Source organism: Verrucomicrobiota bacterium, assembly GCA_016871675.1.
In the GTDB taxonomy this organism is placed as follows: Bacteria; Verrucomicrobiota; Verrucomicrobiia; order Limisphaerales; family VHCN01; genus VHCN01.
This window is the reverse complement of the sequence record VHCN01000001.1, coordinates 150,461-165,797: the sequence shown is the minus strand read 5'-3', so window position 1 is coordinate 165,797 and position 15,337 is coordinate 150,461. Positions and strand designations below refer to the sequence as shown.

Annotated in this window: 16 protein-coding genes; 14 read left to right on the top strand and 2 right to left on the bottom strand. The window is 66.6% G+C overall.

Features of this window, described 5'->3' with window-relative positions:
* Window positions 1-2: 2 nt before the first annotated feature.
* Window positions 3-1,409 carry a DUF1501 domain-containing protein gene (locus tag FJ386_00725; GenBank protein ID MBM3875234.1) on the bottom strand — a complete coding sequence of 469 codons (1,407 nt, stop codon included), beginning with the start codon at window positions 1,407-1,409 and terminating at the stop codon, window positions 3-5.
* A 120-nt stretch (window positions 1,410-1,529) separates the two neighbouring features.
* Here FJ386_00725 and FJ386_00720 point away from each other — a divergent pair, with 120 nt between their 5' ends.
* The 3 genes from FJ386_00720 to FJ386_00710 all read left to right on the top strand — a co-directional run bounded on the left by FJ386_00720 (window position 1,530) and on the right by FJ386_00710 (window position 4,057).
* Window positions 1,530-1,904 (top strand): hypothetical protein, encoded by a 375-nt coding sequence (locus FJ386_00720; GenBank protein ID MBM3875233.1) that lies wholly within the window; start codon window positions 1,530-1,532, stop codon window positions 1,902-1,904.
* A 134-nt stretch (window positions 1,905-2,038) separates the two neighbouring features.
* Window positions 2,039-3,100 (top strand): DUF1080 domain-containing protein, encoded by a 1,062-nt coding sequence (locus FJ386_00715; protein MBM3875232.1) that lies wholly within the window; start codon window positions 2,039-2,041, stop codon window positions 3,098-3,100.
* Window positions 3,101-3,124: 24 nt separating this feature from the next.
* Window positions 3,125-4,057 carry a ThuA domain-containing protein gene (locus FJ386_00710; GenBank protein MBM3875231.1) on the top strand — a complete coding sequence of 311 codons (933 nt, stop codon included), beginning with the start codon at window positions 3,125-3,127 and terminating at the stop codon, window positions 4,055-4,057.
* A 27-nt stretch (window positions 4,058-4,084) separates the two neighbouring features.
* Here the strand turns inward: FJ386_00710 and FJ386_00705 are convergent, their stop codons facing one another.
* Window positions 4,085-4,828: a nucleotidyltransferase family protein gene (locus tag FJ386_00705; GenBank protein ID MBM3875230.1), complete on the bottom strand. Its 744-nt coding sequence runs from the start codon at window positions 4,826-4,828 to the stop codon at window positions 4,085-4,087.
* Between the two features lie 145 nt (window positions 4,829-4,973).
* Here FJ386_00705 and FJ386_00700 point away from each other — a divergent pair, with 145 nt between their 5' ends.
* The 11 genes from FJ386_00700 (at window position 4,974) to FJ386_00650 (ending at window position 15,301) form a co-directional block, all read left to right on the top strand.
* On the top strand, window positions 4,974-5,429 hold the full coding sequence (locus FJ386_00700) for a hypothetical protein (protein ID MBM3875229.1): 456 nt from the start codon (window positions 4,974-4,976) through the stop codon (window positions 5,427-5,429).
* 489 nt (window positions 5,430-5,918) lie between these two features.
* A complete protein-coding gene (locus FJ386_00695) occupies window positions 5,919-6,491 on the top strand; it encodes a hypothetical protein (protein ID MBM3875228.1) in 573 nt (190 codons plus the stop codon).
* Window positions 6,492-6,523: 32 nt separating this feature from the next.
* Entirely contained in the window at window positions 6,524-8,278 is a 1,755-nt protein-coding gene (locus tag FJ386_00690) for a type II/IV secretion system protein (GenBank protein ID MBM3875227.1), read from the top strand.
* Window positions 8,278-9,588 (top strand): type II secretion system F family protein, encoded by a 1,311-nt coding sequence (locus tag FJ386_00685; protein ID MBM3875226.1) that lies wholly within the window; start codon window positions 8,278-8,280, stop codon window positions 9,586-9,588. Before FJ386_00690 ends, FJ386_00685 begins: the two co-directional genes overlap by 1 nt.
* A 20-nt stretch (window positions 9,589-9,608) precedes the next feature.
* A complete protein-coding gene (gene gspG / locus FJ386_00680) occupies window positions 9,609-10,088 on the top strand; it encodes a type II secretion system protein GspG (protein ID MBM3875225.1) in 480 nt (159 codons plus the stop codon).
* Between the two features lie 27 nt (window positions 10,089-10,115).
* Window positions 10,116-10,721 carry a type II secretion system protein GspH gene (gspH, locus tag FJ386_00675; GenBank protein MBM3875224.1) on the top strand — a complete coding sequence of 202 codons (606 nt, stop codon included), beginning with the start codon at window positions 10,116-10,118 and terminating at the stop codon, window positions 10,719-10,721.
* A complete protein-coding gene (locus FJ386_00670; protein ID MBM3875223.1) occupies window positions 10,612-11,226 on the top strand; it encodes a hypothetical protein in 615 nt (204 codons plus the stop codon). Before gspH ends, FJ386_00670 begins: the two co-directional genes overlap by 110 nt.
* The gene (locus FJ386_00665) at window positions 11,223-11,948 is read left to right on the top strand and encodes a prepilin-type N-terminal cleavage/methylation domain-containing protein (protein MBM3875222.1); all 726 of its coding nucleotides are present in this window, start codon (window positions 11,223-11,225) and stop codon (window positions 11,946-11,948) included. Before FJ386_00670 ends, FJ386_00665 begins: the two co-directional genes overlap by 4 nt.
* Window positions 11,945-13,327 (top strand): hypothetical protein, encoded by a 1,383-nt coding sequence (locus FJ386_00660; GenBank protein ID MBM3875221.1) that lies wholly within the window; start codon window positions 11,945-11,947, stop codon window positions 13,325-13,327. Before FJ386_00665 ends, FJ386_00660 begins: the two co-directional genes overlap by 4 nt.
* Window positions 13,324-14,766, top strand: a complete 1,443-nt coding sequence (locus tag FJ386_00655) for a hypothetical protein (GenBank protein MBM3875220.1) — start codon at window positions 13,324-13,326, stop codon at window positions 14,764-14,766. Before FJ386_00660 ends, FJ386_00655 begins: the two co-directional genes overlap by 4 nt.
* Complete coding sequence (locus FJ386_00650; protein MBM3875219.1) at window positions 14,756-15,301, top strand: hypothetical protein; 546 nt, start codon at window positions 14,756-14,758, stop codon at window positions 15,299-15,301. The genes FJ386_00655 and FJ386_00650 overlap by 11 nt, the downstream gene beginning before the upstream one ends.
* Window positions 15,302-15,337: the final 36 nt, after the last annotated feature.

Genomic DNA, 15,337 nt, shown 5'->3' with positions numbered 1-15,337 from the left:
CCTCAAATCAACTCCCGGATTGGCTCGCCGTTCTCGATGAAGCGCACGGGGCGTTGCTGGTGGTCGAGATACGTCGAGTCCAGCGGCACGCCCATGTGGTGGTAAACTGTTGCCGCGAGGTCGCCGGGCGTGACGGGCCGCGTGGCAATCTGCCCGCCGTCGCGCTCGGTCGAGCCGATCACCTGCCCGTGCCGGAAGCCGCCGCCCGCGAGCGTCATGGACATCACCACGGGCCAGTGGTTGCGGCCATCGGTGCTGTCCTGCGTGCCGAGTTGCGGCGTGCGGCCGAACTCGCCCATCGCGATCACGAGCACTTCGTCCAGCAACCCGCGCTCCTCGAGGTCGCTCACGAGTGTCGTGAGCAAGTGGTCGAACACCGGCAGCAGCGGGCGCAGCCCGTTCCAGATGCCGCCGTAGGGCGGGATGTTGTCGCCGTGGGTGTCCCACGTGCCGGACGCGGAGTGGTTGCTCAAGTCGAGCGTCACGAAGCTCACGCCCGCCTCGACGAGCCGGCGCGCAAGCAGCGCTTTCTTTGACCAGTCGTGTTCGCCGTAGCGGTCGAGCACGCGCTGCGGTTCGCGCGCGATGTCAAAGGCCTCCTGCGCGCGCTGTCCGGCGACGAGGTCGAACGCCTGCTGCCCGTAGCGGTCGAGCGCCTCGATGGAGCCCGACGCGTCGAGGTCGCGCCGCAGGCGGTCCATCTGCTGCGAGAGCGTCTGCCGGGACTTCAATCGGTCCATCGAAAGCTCGCCCGGAAGCTGGAAGAGCCGGCTCACGTTGTCGCCGATGAAGGGCTCAAATTGCTTGCCAAGATAACCGCTCCACGCGAAGTGCGTCTTGTCGCGCACGTTCAGGTGAACCGCGGGCGGCATGCCGGGCTGGTTCGCGCCGCGAAACTTCGCCACGACCGCGGCGTGGCCGGGATACATCGGCGCGCGCGGGTTGAGGCGCGGCTCGGCCTCGAGGTTGGCGGTCTGCATCACCGTGTTCGGCTGGTGATTGCTGTGCCGGCAGTCCACCGAGCGGATGATCGTCATCTTGTCGAGCATCGCGGCCTGCTTCGGCAGAAACTCGCAGAGGTGGACGCCCGGCAGCCGGGTCGCGATGTCCTTGAACGGCCCGCGAATCTCGCGCGGCATGTCGGGCTTCACATCCCACGTGTCAATGTGGCTGGGCCCGCCGGCCATCCAGAGGAGGATGACGGACTTGTGGCTGCCGATGGATTTGCCTGCATTCGCCGCCGCGCCGCGCGCGCGGAGCAATCCGGGCAATGAAAGCCCGGCGAGTCCCGCAAGGCCGGCCTTGAGCACGCTGCGGCGGCTGTGCACCACGAGCCCTTCGCGCACGCGAGGCTGGAAAAAGCTGAACGCGTGCGCCGGCGAATGAACGTGGCGCGAGCCCGGTGGCATGGTGCGAAGCTAGCGGCGCGCGCGGGCTGCGTCAAAGGATTTGGCCGCGGGAGCTTTGGCCTTTGCCGGCCCGGAGCCGCGTGCTGCAAGCACGGCCGGTTCGCATTGGCCGCGCCTCACATGAGCCGTCTCATTCATCTGCTGCCCAAGCCGCTGTTCTTCGCAGCCCTCGGCGCGCTGGGCTGCCTGGGGGGCTGGCTTGCGGGTGAACCCCTGCTCAAGTCGCGCGAGGCCGCGCTCGTCGTCCACTGGCATGAGAACGAGCGCACCGTCATCAACCTCGGCCACGACCCGGTCATCCTCGGCAGCTCGCCCGAGGCGCACGTGTATCTGCCGCGGGAGAAAGGCTTCCCCGAAGTGACCGCCGTGGTGACGTTCCGCGGGGGCAAGGTGGAAATGGAAAACAAGCTGACGAACTCCACGCACACCCTGCAGGGCGGCAACAAACTTCAAATCGGCACGCTGTGGATCGAGATTCAGACCGACGTGAAGTGAGGAGATACGTCCGGCATCCGGCGACTCCGGGTCGCTCAGGGTTTCGAGGCGCCGCCGGGTTTCGGCGTTGACAGCCTGCGCGGGCGCGTGATGAATGGCCCGCACATCCGCTGATTCCAATCGACGACACGACCATGAAACGCACGCTCGCCCTTCTCGCCACCAGCCTCGTCATCGCCACCGCCGCCACCGCCGCCGAGGTGGGCTTCAAGCCGCTCTTCAACGGCAAGGACCTCGCCGGGTGGGAGGGCTTGCCGCAGTTTTGGTCCGTCAAGGACGGCGCCATCACCGGCCAGACCACGGCCGAAAACCCGACGCGCGGGAACACTTTTCTCGTCTGGCGCGGCGGGACCGTGGGCGATTTCGAGCTGCGCCTCAGTTACAAGATTGTCGGCAACAACGAGCGGAAGCAGGCGAACTCGGGCATCCAGTATCGCAGCAAGGTGACGGACGAGAAGGCGTTCGTCGTCGGCGGGTATCAGGCAGATTTCGAGGCGGGCAAGACTTACAGCGGGATTCTTTACGAGGAGCGCGGCCGGGGCATCCTCGCGCAACGCGGGCAGAAGACTGTGATCAAGGAAGTGGATGGCAAGCACAAGGTCGAGGCCGCCGGCACGGTCGGCAAGTCCGACGAGATCCAGGCCAAAATCAAGGACGAGGATTGGAACGATTACGTGGTCATCGCGAAGGGCAATCACCTCCAGCACTTCATCAACGGCGTGCAAACGGTGGACGTGGTGGACGAGCAGCCCTCGAAGGCCGCAAAGGACGGCATCCTTGCGCTGCAGCTTCACGCAGGCCCGCCGATGACCGTTCAATTCCGCAACATCCGACTAAAGGAACTTGCAAAAACCGCCGGACTCGACGGCACGTGGAGAGTCGTGTCCGGCACGATTGACGGGCAGCCCGCCCCGCAGGATTTCGTGGACAACGTGACCGTCACCGTCGAGGGCAAGGCGTATCGCATCACGCACGGTAGCGAGGTGGAGACCGGGACGTTCACCGTGGACGACACGAAGTCCCCGAAGGCGATGGACGTGCGCCCCGGAAACAGCGCCGACCGTGTGATTCCCGCCATCTACGAACTGGACGGCGACACGCTGCGCATCTGTTACGCCACCAAGGGCGAGCGCCCGACCGGATTCAAGTCCGAGGCCGACAGCGGCGTGGTCTTCCTCACCTACAAGCGCAAATAGCCGCCTCCGGCGTCCGGCCTCCCAATGAACACACTGCCGTCACTTCTCGCCCTCGCCCTCGCGCTGCCCTCCGCGCTCACCGCCGCGCCCGCGAAGGTCCTGTTCATCTCCGGCTCTCCCAGCCACGGCGTGCTGCAACACGAGCACCGCGCGGGGTTCATGCTCTTCCAGAAATGCCTCGCGACCACGGCGGGCATCGTGACCGAACTCCACACCAACGGCTGGGTGCAGGATGAAAAGGCCTTCGAGAACGCCGCGGCCATCGTGCTCTACAGCAGCGGCGGCGGCGGGCTGCCGTTCCTGCGCGACAACCGCCTCGAAAAGATTGGCGCGCTCATGCAGAAGGGCGTCGGCTTCGGCTGCATCCACTACGCCGTCGAGCCCACGCGCGAGAAGGGCCAGAAGGAATGGCTCGACTGGATCGGCGGCGCGTTCGAGGCCCACTGGAGCGTGAACCCGCACTGGGACGCGGACTTCAAGGAGCTGCCGAGGCATCCCGTCACCCGCGGCGTGAAGCCGTTCAAGACGAATGACGAGTGGTATTTCCACATGCGGTTCCGCGAGGGGATGAAAGACGTGACGCCCATCCTCACCGCCCTCGCACCGGCGACCACGATGAACCGCACCGACGGCACGCACAGCGGCAATCCCGCCGTGCGCGAGGCCGTGAAGAATGGTGCGCCGCAGCACGTGATGTGGGCCGCCACGCGGCCCGACGGCGGGCGGGGCTTCGGCTTCACCGGCGGCCACAACCACCTCGGCTGGCGCAACGACGACCAGCGCAAGCTTGTGCTCAACGCCATCCTCTGGCTCGCGAAGGTCGAAGTGCCCGCCAACGGCGTCGAATCCAAAGTCACCGAGGAAGACATGATGGCGAACCTCGACCCGAAGGGCGGCGCGCGCCCGAAGGCCGCCGCGAAGAAAGAAGAGCCGAAGAAGGACGACGCGAAGAAGTAGCGTCTCTATCCGGGATCCGTCCGGCGTTTACCGCAGCGAGAACACGCGGTCCGCTTCCTCGAGGGTTTCCTTCGACCCGATGTCGAACCACAGCCCCGGCACCGGCCACGTGTAAACCGGCTGGCGCGGATACAGCCATTGCACCAGGCGTCCCGGCTGGTCGGGGTTGTTGCCGTCCGCGACGTATTGGTGGATGAGCGGCAGCACCGCGCGCGGATAATAATAGAGCGCGACGCTGATGAGCGTGCTCGGCGGCTTCTCCGGCTTCTCGACAAACTGTGTGATCACGCCCGCGCCGTCCACCGCGACCACGCCGTATTTCTTCGCCTGCTCGAGGCTGCCCACGTCGCGGATGCCGAGCACGGGCGCGCGGCGCGCGCGGATGAGGTCGCCGAAGCCGTTGAGCGGCTCGCTGAAGAGGTTGTCGCCGGCGACGACGATGAGGTCGTCATCAACCTTCTCCTGCCGCAACACCAGGTGCAGGTCGCCGATGGCGCCGAGCTTGTTGGAGTCGTCGGTCGAGCCGTCGTTGATAATGGTGAAGGGGAGCCTCGCGCGCGCGGAATAGCCGTCGGCCCAATCCTGAAACTGCCCGGCGAACTTCGCGTTGGTGACGACATGGACGCGGTCAATGCCGCCGATGGGCGCGAGATTGTCCATCACGTGGTCGATCATCGGCTTGCCGGCGACGGGCAGCAGCGGCTTGGGGCGGGTGAGCGTGAGCGGATAGAGGCGCGTGGCGTAACCGGCGGCGAGGACGAGGACTTGCATCGGCCGCGAAGGCTAACGAGGCGCGGAATGGTGATGAAGGAAAAAGCGCCCGGCGGCGCGGGCCGGGACTCGCCGCGGGATTTTTGGGCTGGCATTGGCCCCCGGCGCGACCTAGCTTGTCCGCGAACTCTGGCGCGCAAAGGATATGGAAATCAGTTTCAACTGCCCTCTCTGCAACCAGCACCTGACGATTGATGAATCGGGCGTGGGCGCCGAGATCCCCTGCCCGAAGTGCGGCGAGGTGCTGATCATCCCCACGCCCGAACCCACCGAACCCACGCCGCGCCACGCCAGCGAGGCTGAGGGCGGCGGGCATTCGGTGCCGCTTCCGCCGACAAGCCGGGGCGAGACCAAAATCTTAAAGGCCCCCAAGCCGCTGGACATCGCCGCCAAGGCCATCCGCAAAGTCCGCTTCAAGACCTTTCGCCACCTCGACTTCGTCAAGGACGGGAAGGACAGCTTCGACGAAACCGTCGCGAACTTTCTCAGCAACACCGGCGAGGAAAACCTCATCGGGGTGCACACCATCCAATACACCCCCACGCCGAAGGAAGGCGCGGCGGTGACCGACTACGGCGTGGTGGTGGTTTACAAGGCGTGAGCGGGCGGCCGCGGTCGCCTTCATCCACGGGCTTCCCGCGCTCGATATCCGCCCCATGCCGAGCGCGTTGAAGTTCTCGAGCGCGAGTCCAAGCGGGTCCATCCGCCGCGCTTGCCGAAGGAGGCGCGAAGCCAGCGAGACAGCACACCCGCGCGACGCGCGATGCGATGGAGACTGCGGAGTTCATGCGAAGGCAGTTGAAACCGGATGGCTCGGGACATGCATGCACCGGACGGCGCCGGAACACGGCCCGGGCGGTCGGGATCTTCATGATATCGGAAACACCCGACACCGGGTGTGCGCGCAAGTTTTGCCCAGCCCCGGGCTGGGTGGGCATGGATTGCGCGACTTATTGGTGGCGAGAGCGCGAATCCCGTGAAAACACAGTCGGCCCGGCGTGGCACAGGGATTGCGTCAAGTATCAAAACGAGCTCCTGGCACTCATGCTGGCGGGCTCATGACAGCCAACCCCAACCCAACCAAGCAACCATGTATCCGATCGCCAAGACCATCGTGTTCGCCGGCGCGCTCGTCGCGTTATCCGCCGGCGCACCCACTGCCAGCGCCCAAGGCAAGGGCAATTTCAACATCGAGGAGTTCCGCGCCCGCGCCGAGGAGTTCCGCGCCCGCGCGATGGAACGCATGCGCGAAGCGTTCGACGTGAAGAACGACGACGAATGGAAGGTCCTCGCCGCCCGCATCGAAAAGGTGTCGGAAGCGCAGCGCGAAGCCCGCGCATTCGCGATCGGTGGCTTAGGTGGCCTCGCGATGAGTGGCTTCGGCGGCCGCGGTCCGGGCGGCGGTGGCGACAAGGGGGGCGGCGGTCGCCCGCAGGGCGGCGGCACCAACCCGTTTGGTTTCACGCCGAATCCCGACATCGAGGCGCTCCGCAAGGCCGTCGAGGAGAAGGCTCCCTCCGCGGAACTCAAGTCCATGCTCGCGAAGGTTCGCGACGCGCGCAAGTCCGCCGACGCCAAGGTCGAGAAGGCCCAGGACGATTTGAAGGCCGTGTTGACCGACCGGCAGGAGGCGCAGGCTTACCTGTTCGGGCTGGTTCGCTGAACGCGCGTTCGCGGATGGCCAGTGCATCACTCATGAGCCCCATCCCGATTCCGGACGCCCAGTCCCAGGAGTTGCTGGAGCGGATGATCGCCGCCCGGCAGCTTTCCGCATCGGACGCCCTCAACTTCGCAAAGTCCGGCGCAGGCGGCTCCTCGGTTTCCGAGGAAGCCGTCCTGCGCTGGCTCGCGAAAGAATACGGCGTCGCATTCACCTCGCTCGAAGACATCGAGCCCGACAAGCAGGTCCTCTCCCTGTTCCCCGCGCGGCTGCTGTTGAAGGAGGAAATCCTCCCGCTCCGCCGCACGAATGGCTCCGTCGAGGTGGCCACGAGCCGCCTCTTTGCCACGCAGGGGCTCGACGCCCTCAAGACCGTCACCGGCCTCAAGCTCAAGCCCGTTCTCGCGCCAAGCGAAATCATCCAGCGCGAGATGAAGAAACGCCTCGGCGTCGGCGCCGACACGCTCGGCACGCTTGCCGAGGAATCCGGTTTGCAAGTCGTCGAGGACGTCCACGACGACACCGACCTCGATTCCGCCGCCGAAGACGCCTCGATCATCCGCTTCGTCAACCAGTTCCTCCGCGACGCGGTGGAACTGCGCGCGTCGGACATCCACCTCGAACCGTTCGAGGACGAGTTGCGCATCCGCTACCGCATTGACGGCGTGTTGCAGGAAGTCCCGGTGCCGCCGCAGATCAAGCGCTTCCAGCCCGCGATCGTTTCGCGCGTCAAGATTCTCGCCCACCTCAACATCGCCGAGAAGCGTCTCCCGCAGGACGGCCGCATCAAGATTCGCCTCGACGACGCCGAGATCGACATCCGCGTCAGCGTCATTCCGATGTTGCACGGCGAGGCGGTCGTCATGCGTCTCCTTCGCCAGAACTCCACGTTGCGCGGAATGAAGGATCTCGGGCTCGATCTGCGCGAGCTCAAGTGCTTCAACCACGTCCTGCAGATGCCGCACGGCATCATCCTCGTGACCGGCCCGACGGGCAGCGGCAAGACCTCCACGCTTTACACCGCGCTCAATGAGATCAACGACCTGGAGCGCAAGATCATCACCATCGAGGACCCGATCGAGTATCAGCTCAAGGGCATCAACCAGATTCAGGTCAACGAAAAGTCCGGCCTCACCTTCGCGCGCGGGCTGCGCTCCATCCTCCGCCACGACCCGGATGTCGTGCTCATCGGCGAAATCCGAGATGCCGAGACCGCGCAGATTGCGGTGCAGGCGTCGCTGACCGGTCACCTCGTCTTCTCCACGCTGCACACGAACGACGCGCCCGGCGCGTGCACACGGCTCGTGGACATGGGCGTCGAGCCGTATCTCGTCGCCTCGTCGCTCGAAGCCGTGCTCGCGCAACGCCTCGTCCGGGTGCTGTGCAAACACTGCACGCAGCCCGACGCCTCGCCGACCGCCGCCGCGTTCAAGGCCAAGGTCGGCATCCCGGCCGACATCACCATCTTCAAATCCGTCGGTTGCCGCGAGTGCCGCAACACCGGGTTCCACGGCCGCCGCGCGATCTTCGAGTGGATGGATTCGAGCAACGAAATCCGGCAGCTCATCCTCGCCAGCGCCTCGACCGACCAGATTCGCGACGCGGCACTGCGCGACGGCATGCGCACGCTCGCGCAGGACGGCTGGCGGCTCGTGCGCGCGGGCGTGACCACCGTCGAGGAAGTGCTGAGCGTGACGACCGCCAAGGAAGTCTCGCGCACGACAATGGACAGCAAAAGCGACGGTGAAGACACCGCGAGCCTGGCGAGCATCGCCGTGGCGCGCCACTGATGCCCATGCCGACCTTCGCCTACAAAGCGCTCAAGACCGACGGCAAGATCGCCGTCGGCGAGCTCGAAGCCGGCGGGCGCTCGGACGCCTTCAAACAGATGGAAAGCCTCGGCCTGCGGCCCATCAAGCTCGCCGAGCGCAACGGCGCGAACGGTTCCTCGAAGTCGAACTCGAAGCGCGACGAACGCCCGCCGGCCCGCGCGACCGCCTCAAAAAACGATGCCGCGCAGCCCGAATCCCCCGCCGCGCCCAGCCTCGACCTCGGCGGGAACCGCATCTCCGCGCGCGAGCTCGAGAACTTCACCCGCCTGCTTTCCAACCTGCTGGCCGCCGGCGTCCCGCTCAGCCGCGCGCTCGTGATTCTTCAAAAGGAAGCGCCGAGCCCGACCGCGAAGGCGAAGTGGAAGGAAGTGCACGACCTGGTGGTGGACGGCATGACGCTCGCCGACGCGATGGCCAAGTCGCCGGAGGTTTTCCCGCGCGTGTATGTGGCGATGGTCGAGGCGGGCGAGACGGGCGGGTTTCTCGACGTGGTGCTCGCGCAGATCGCGGACTTCCAGGCGCGCGAAAAGGAAATGAAGGGCAAGGTGATGACCGCGCTGCTCTACCCGATCATCCTGTTCTGCCTCGCGATGGCGGTGGTGGTGTTCCTGCTCGTGTTCTTCATTCCGCGCTTCCAGCTCGTGTTCGCCGGGTTCGGCGCGAAGCTGCCGGCGCTCACGCAACTCATCGTCTCGACGAGCGATTTCATGCGCAGCTACGGGCTGCTCGCGCTGCTGGGCCTGGCGATCGGCGGCTTCATAGTGAGGAACTGGTTCGCCTCCGAGGCTGGCCGGCGCGTGTGGGAGGGCTTCATCCTCCGCGCGCCGCTTGTGGGACCGCTCGTGGCGGAGTTTGCCATGTCGCGCTTCTGCCGGATGCTCGGCACGCTGCTCGGCGCGGGCGTGCCGCTCATCAACGGCTTGAACGTCGCCCGCCGCTCCATCGGCAACCAGATCCTCGTGGACGCCGTGTCCAACTCCATCGACCGCGTGAAGGAAGGCAAGCCGCTCGGGCCGAGCCTCGGCGATTGCCGCACGCTTTTTTCCGGCTCGACCATCGAGATGATTTCCGTCGCCGAGGAGAGCGGCAAGCTCGACGCCGAGCTGGTGCGCATCGCCAACGTGACCGAGGGCGATCTGGACCGCGAACTCAAGGCCGCCGTGGCGCTGGCCGAGCCGCTCATGCTCTTCTTCATCGCCGGATTCATCGGGACCATCTTCATCGGCATGGTCATCCCGATCTTCAGCTTGCAGGACCACATCAAGTAACTCTCCACAACCCATCCAACATGAAAACCCGCATCGCACGCCCGGCTCGAAACCCGAACCTCGAAACCCGCCGCCGCGCCTCGCGCGGCTTCACGCTCATCGAACTGCTGCTTGTGCTCGTCATCCTCGGCGTGCTCGCGGCGATCGTCGTGCCGAAGTTCTCCGGCCGCACCGAGCAGGCGCGCATCACCGCCGCGCAGACGCAGATCGCCACGTTCGGCACCGCGCTCGACGCCTTCGAGGTGGACAACGGCTACTACCCGAAGGGCAAGGACGGCCTGCAGGACCTCGTGTCCGCGCCGCGCGATGCGACGAGCTGGAAGGGCCCGTATCTCAAGGGCGAAATCCCGATCGACCCGTGGGGCAACCCCTACATCTACGAGTGCCCGGGCCGCTACAACCAGACCTCCTACGACATCATGTCCACCGGCCCCGACGGACGCGACGGCGGCGATGACGACATCACCAACTGGAGCACGGGCAACGCGCGGCGGCCGTAGCCGGCGCGAGCCCGACGCGAAACACCGATGAGCCCGAGCCCGACAACGTCCCGGCTGGAGTCCCGCCCGCAACGCGAGGCGCTCCGCGCGTTCACGATGATCGAGTTGATCCTCGTGATGGCCCTGCTGTCCATCGTCGCGGCGCTCGCGTCGCCGTCGCTCTCGAATTTCTTCAAGGGCCGCGCGCTGGATTCGGAGGCGCGGCGGTTCCTCACGCTCACGCGTTACGCGCAAAGCCGCGCAGTGACCGAGGGCGTGCCGATGCTGTTGTGGGTGGACGCGCAGGAGGGCAAATACGGCCTTGAAATGGAGCCCGGCTACGACGAGCGCGCGGACGAGAAGGCCGTGGAATACGCGCTGGCAAAGACGCTCTCCATCCAGGTGCCCGAGGGCGCGAACCAGGGTGTGGGCATGGCCCAGCGCGCCAAGCTCGGCAGCTACCAAAACCTCCCGATCATCCGGTTCCAGACCGACGGCTTCATCACGCCGAGCAGCCCCGACTGGGTCGTCCTCAAGGAAGGCGATGCGGAGAGCAACCCGGCCAACGAGGGCAGCAAAGTCGCCATCGTGCAGAGCCGCACGAAACTGCAATACGAAATCTCCACCAACGGCCTGCCGCAGGGCGCGAGATGACCGGGGAAAACCACGAATGAACACGAAGGGACACGAACACGGATTGGCAGGCGGGCCGCACATGGCCGCGTCTCATCCGCGTGCATCCGCGTGCATGCGTGGTCGCCGGCGCTCGCAGGCGGGCTTCACTCTCGCGGAAGTCCTCGCGGCGCTGCTCTTCATGGCCATCGTCATCCCCGTTGCCGTCGAGGGCGTGCGGGTGGCCGCGCGCGCGGGCGCCGTCGGCGAGCGCAAGACCGTTGCCATCCGCATCGCCGAGCAGATGCTCAACGAGGCGCTGGTCACCGGGCAGTTCAACGAGTCCGGCCGCGGCGGCACGGTGCAGGACGGCCCGTTCGAGTTTGAGTGGACGCTCAGCTCCGAGGGTTGGGAGGTGGAGGCGCTGCTGCTCGTGACCGTGGAGGTCAAGTTCCCGGTGCAGGGCCAGGAATATTCCGTCAAGCTGAGCACGATCGCCGAGGACCCGGCGCTCACCGTCACCCCGGGAGGCACCAGCCAGCCATGAGGACGGCGCGCCAACTCATCCAGCCACACGCGCGCCCCGGCGCCGCGTTCACGCTCATGGAACTGCTGCTCGCCGTGGCGGTGTTCTCCATCGTGCTTGCGTCCATCGGCACGGTGTTCTTCAGCGCAGTGCGCCTGCGCAACAAGACCACCGCGGCCATCGAGCAGGCCGTGCCCGTGCACCAGGCCGTCGCGATCATCAAGCGCGACCTCGAGGGCATCGTGGTGCCCGGCACCAATCAACTCCTCGGACCGCTCGCGACGCCCGGCACCACCGGCGCCTCGACCAACGTCCTTTTGATCGCCGGCGTGGCGTCCGTCACCTTCACCACGACCACCGGCATGGTGGACAACAACTCCCCGTGGTCCGAAATCCAGCGCGTTTCCTACGTGCTCGTGCTCCCGACGAACAACGCCGCCGGCAAGGACCTCGTGCGCGTGCTCACGCGGAATCTGCTGCCGATCAACGTCGCCGAGGAAGAGCCGCAATTCCTCATGGCCGGCATCGAGAACTTCCACTTCGAGTTCTTCGACGGCACGGCGTGGACCGACGTGTGGGACTCGACCGTCGCCAGCCCGCCGCTGCCCGCGGGCGTCAAGATGATCCTTGAACGCGTCCGCGAGTCCGCCGATTCCCCGGCGCGCGCGCCGATTGAAATCGTGGTGCCGATCCTCGTGCAGGGAACGACCAATGCCACCGCGTCCGCGGAGGCCGGCCAATGAAGCTGCGCGCTGTCAACCCGGCCCCGACCCGGACGCACCGCGCCGAGCGCGCGTCCGTGCTCGTGATCGTGCTGTGGATCGCGTTCGGGCTCGTGACGCTTGCGCTCTACTTCGCACAGTCGAGCACGCTCGAGTTGCGCGCCGCCGACAACCGCACCGCCACCGTCGAGGCGGGGCAGGCCATCGCGGGCGCGGCGCGCTACGTGAACTACATCCTCGCCAACCAGGAGACGAACGGCTTCCGGCCGGATCCGCAGAGCTACGAATCGGAGGCCGTTCCCATCGGCGACGCGACCTTTTGGATACTCGGCCGCGGGGACGACCAGGTTTCGCCCGACCGGCCGGTCTTCGGGCTTGTGGACGAGGCGTCCAAGCTCAACCTCAACACGGCCACGCTCGAGATGCTGCAGGCGCTGCCGAAGACCACCGCGGAGTTCTCGGCGGCCACCGTGGACTGGCGCGACGAGGACAGCACCGTGACCGAGGGCGGCGCCGAGGACGAAATCTACGGCCGCCTCAATCCCGCGTATCGCTGCAAGAACGGGCGCTTCGAGTCCATCGAGGAACTGCGCCTCGTTTACGGCGCGACGCTGGCGATCCTTTACGGCGAGGACGTGAACATGAACGGCGTGCTCGACCCGAACGAGAACGACGGCGACAACTCGCTGCCCGGCGACGACCGCAACGGCGTGCTCGACCTGGGCGTGCTCGAATACGTGACCGTCCACAGCCGCGAGCCCAACACCCGCAGCGACGGCTCGCAGCGCATCAACGTCAATCCCACCCAGGGCGGCCAGCAGCAAGGGGGCGGCGCGCGATTGCAGGGACTCTTGAACGAGAAGTTCGGCGAAACCCGCGCGCAAGAAATCATGCCGCGCATCAGCGGGCCCGGCGCCAACTTTGGCAGCCTGCTGGAGTTCTACCTCGTGAGCCAGATGACCGCCGATGAGTTTGCGCAAATCCACTCGGACCTCACCACGACCAACGCCACATCCATCGAAGGGCGCGTCAACGTGAACACCGCCAGCGAGGCCGTGCTCAAGTGCATCCCCGGCATCGGCGCGGACAACGCGGGCTCGCTGGTGAGCTTCCGCCAGGCCAACCCCTCGCGGCTCGACTCCATCGCGTGGGTGTCCGAGGTCCTCGAGCGCGAGGACGCCGTCCGCGCCGGGCCGTTCCTCACCGCGCAAAGCTACCAGTTCAGCGCGGACATCGTGGCGCTCGGCCATCACGCCCGAGGCTACCAGCGCGTAAAGTTCATCTTCGACACCAGCTCCGGCACGCCGCGGATCGTCCACCGCCAGGACCTCACGCACTTCGGCTGGGCCCTCGGCCCGGCCATCCGCGAGCAGGCGCGCCTCGCAAAGGAACTCCGATGACCATGCTCTCCAAGGACAAGACCCCCACCACGCTGCTTGCCCTCGCGCTCGACGGCAGCCGGCTCGAGGCCGTCGTGCTGCGCCGGACCAACGGCTCGGTCACGATCCAAAAGACCGCGACCGCGACGCTCGCGCTCGACCTGTTCAAAGACGAGGTCGAACTCGTCGGCAAGGAACTGCGCGACGCGCTCGACGCCGCGGGCATCCGCGAGAAACGCTGCGTCGCCTGCGTGCCCACCGCGTGGGTGCTGTCGGTTCACGCCGGGATTCCGGAGATGCCCGAGGAGGATGTGCCGGGCTTCCTCGAGATCGAGGCCGAGCGCGGCTTTCCAAACGGGATGGAGGACTTGCGGGTGTGCGTGTCGCGATACGCCGCGCCGTCGGGGGCGCGCTTCGCGACGCAACTGGCCGTCACGCGGGAGCACCTCGCGAGGCTGGATGAAGTGCTCGAGGCCGCAGGGCTCAAACCGCACGGATTCTCCCCCGGCCTCACCGCGCTGCCCGGCGTCCTTGCGGCCCGCCCGAACGGGCAGATCGCTGCCGTCGTCGGCGAGTCAGCGGTGGATTTGCTGGTGACCAGCGGCGGCGGCGTGGTCGCGCTGCGCTCGATCGAGGGCGCGTTCGACACCGAGGGCGGCGACCGCCGGCTGCAGTCCGAGCACGTCGCGCGCGACCTGCGGATCACGCTCGGGCAGATGCCCCCCGAGGTGCGCGGCGGCGTGCGCGAGTTCAAGATTTTCGGCGCGAGCCGGTTCGCCGAGCAGTTGATGATCGAACTGCGGCCGCGCGCCGCCTCGATGGGGCTGCTCACCGAGCACGTGCCGAACTTCGGCAGCGAGGCCGGCGGGCTCAAGGTGCCGGACAACACGCCCGTCTCGTGCGCGCTCGCGCTGGCGGCGCAGTATCTTTCCGGGCGCAAGCCGTTCGAGTTCCTGCCGCCGAAGCCGAGCCTGTGGAAGCAGTTCTCCGAGCGCTATTCCTCCGGCAAGCTCGCGTGGGCGGGCGTGGCCGCGGGTCTGGTCGCGGCGTCGGTCATCGGGCTATTCGGCTGGCAGCAATTCCGCCTCAACGGCCTCAACGGCCAGTGGAGCGCGATGAAGAAACCCGTCAGCGAACTGGAGGACATCCAGAAGCAGGTTCGCAAGTATCGCCCGTGGTTCGACGAGTCGCACACGAGCCTGAGCGTGCTCCAGCGCGTCACCGAGTCCTTCCCCGAGGACGGCTCGGTCGCGGCGAAGAGCTTCGAGATACGCAACCTCGCCAGCGTGTCCTGCTCCGGCACGATGCGCGACAGCCCGTCGCTGCTCAAGGCGCTGGACCGGCTGCGCGCCGTGGGCAACGTCTCCGACATCAAGGTGGACTCCATGAAGGGCAAGGCGCCCGCGATGCAGTTCACATTCCGCTTCAACTGGGGAACCCCCAGGCGAAATGAAAACTGAAGCCCAGAAACGCCAGCATCTCCTCGCGCTCCTCGCCATCAGCGTGGTCGCGCTCTTCGCGGGCGACAAGCTCGTCGTCCAGCCGCTCACCGCGTCGTGGAAGGCCCGGCAGGCCCGCATCGCGAAACTCGAGAAGGACGTCCGCGCCGGCTCCGCCCTGCTCGACCGCGACCGCGCCATGCGCGACCGCTGGAACACCATGCGCAAGGGCACGCTTCCCAAGGACCGTTCCGCCGCCGAGCAGCAACTGTTGAGCGCCTTCGACAAATGGTCCCGCGAGGCGCGAATCAGCGTCAGCTCCGTCAAGCCGCAGTGGAAGCGCGGCGCGACCGACGACCATTCACTCCTCGAATGCCGCGTGGACGCCTCGGGCAGCCTCTCGTCGCTCAGCCGGTTCCTCTACGAGCTCGAACAGGACCCCATGGCGCTCAAGATCGAGGCCGTCGAACTCAGCACCCGCGACACCTCCGGCTCTCAACTCGCGCTCGGCCTGCTTGTCAGCGGGCTGCGCCTCTCGCCACTGGAAGCCAAATGAATTGCTTCAAGACAACCCAACCGCCATCTGGTAACT

Excerpts from the sequence above, each read along its gene's own strand:
- FJ386_00685 (MBM3875226.1), top strand. The coding sequence starts at position 8,278 with ATGCCCATGCCGACCTTCGCCTACAAAGCGCTCAAGACCGACGGCAAG.
- FJ386_00660 (MBM3875221.1), top strand. The coding sequence starts at position 11,945 with ATGAAGCTGCGCGCTGTCAACCCGGCCCCGACCCGGACGCACCGCGCC.
- FJ386_00655 (MBM3875220.1), top strand. The coding sequence starts at position 13,324 with ATGACCATGCTCTCCAAGGACAAGACCCCCACCACGCTGCTTGCCCTC.
- FJ386_00695 (MBM3875228.1), top strand. The coding sequence starts at position 5,919 with ATGTATCCGATCGCCAAGACCATCGTGTTCGCCGGCGCGCTCGTCGCG.
- FJ386_00670 (MBM3875223.1), top strand. The coding sequence starts at position 10,612 with ATGCGGAGAGCAACCCGGCCAACGAGGGCAGCAAAGTCGCCATCGTGC.
- FJ386_00720 (MBM3875233.1), top strand. The coding sequence starts at position 1,530 with ATGAGCCGTCTCATTCATCTGCTGCCCAAGCCGCTGTTCTTCGCAGCC.
- FJ386_00665 (MBM3875222.1), top strand. The coding sequence starts at position 11,223 with ATGAGGACGGCGCGCCAACTCATCCAGCCACACGCGCGCCCCGGCGCC.
- FJ386_00650 (MBM3875219.1), top strand. The coding sequence starts at position 14,756 with ATGAAAACTGAAGCCCAGAAACGCCAGCATCTCCTCGCGCTCCTCGCC.
- FJ386_00700 (MBM3875229.1), top strand. The coding sequence starts at position 4,974 with ATGGAAATCAGTTTCAACTGCCCTCTCTGCAACCAGCACCTGACGATT.
- FJ386_00715 (MBM3875232.1), top strand. The coding sequence starts at position 2,039 with ATGAAACGCACGCTCGCCCTTCTCGCCACCAGCCTCGTCATCGCCACC.
- FJ386_00725 (MBM3875234.1), bottom strand. The coding sequence starts at position 1,409 with ATGCCACCGGGCTCGCGCCACGTTCATTCGCCGGCGCACGCGTTCAGC.
- gspH (MBM3875224.1), top strand. The coding sequence starts at position 10,116 with ATGAGCCCGAGCCCGACAACGTCCCGGCTGGAGTCCCGCCCGCAACGC.
- FJ386_00690 (MBM3875227.1), top strand. The coding sequence starts at position 6,524 with ATGAGCCCCATCCCGATTCCGGACGCCCAGTCCCAGGAGTTGCTGGAG.
- FJ386_00710 (MBM3875231.1), top strand. The coding sequence starts at position 3,125 with ATGAACACACTGCCGTCACTTCTCGCCCTCGCCCTCGCGCTGCCCTCC.
- FJ386_00705 (MBM3875230.1), bottom strand. The coding sequence starts at position 4,828 with ATGCAAGTCCTCGTCCTCGCCGCCGGTTACGCCACGCGCCTCTATCCG.
- gspG (MBM3875225.1), top strand. The coding sequence starts at position 9,609 with ATGAAAACCCGCATCGCACGCCCGGCTCGAAACCCGAACCTCGAAACC.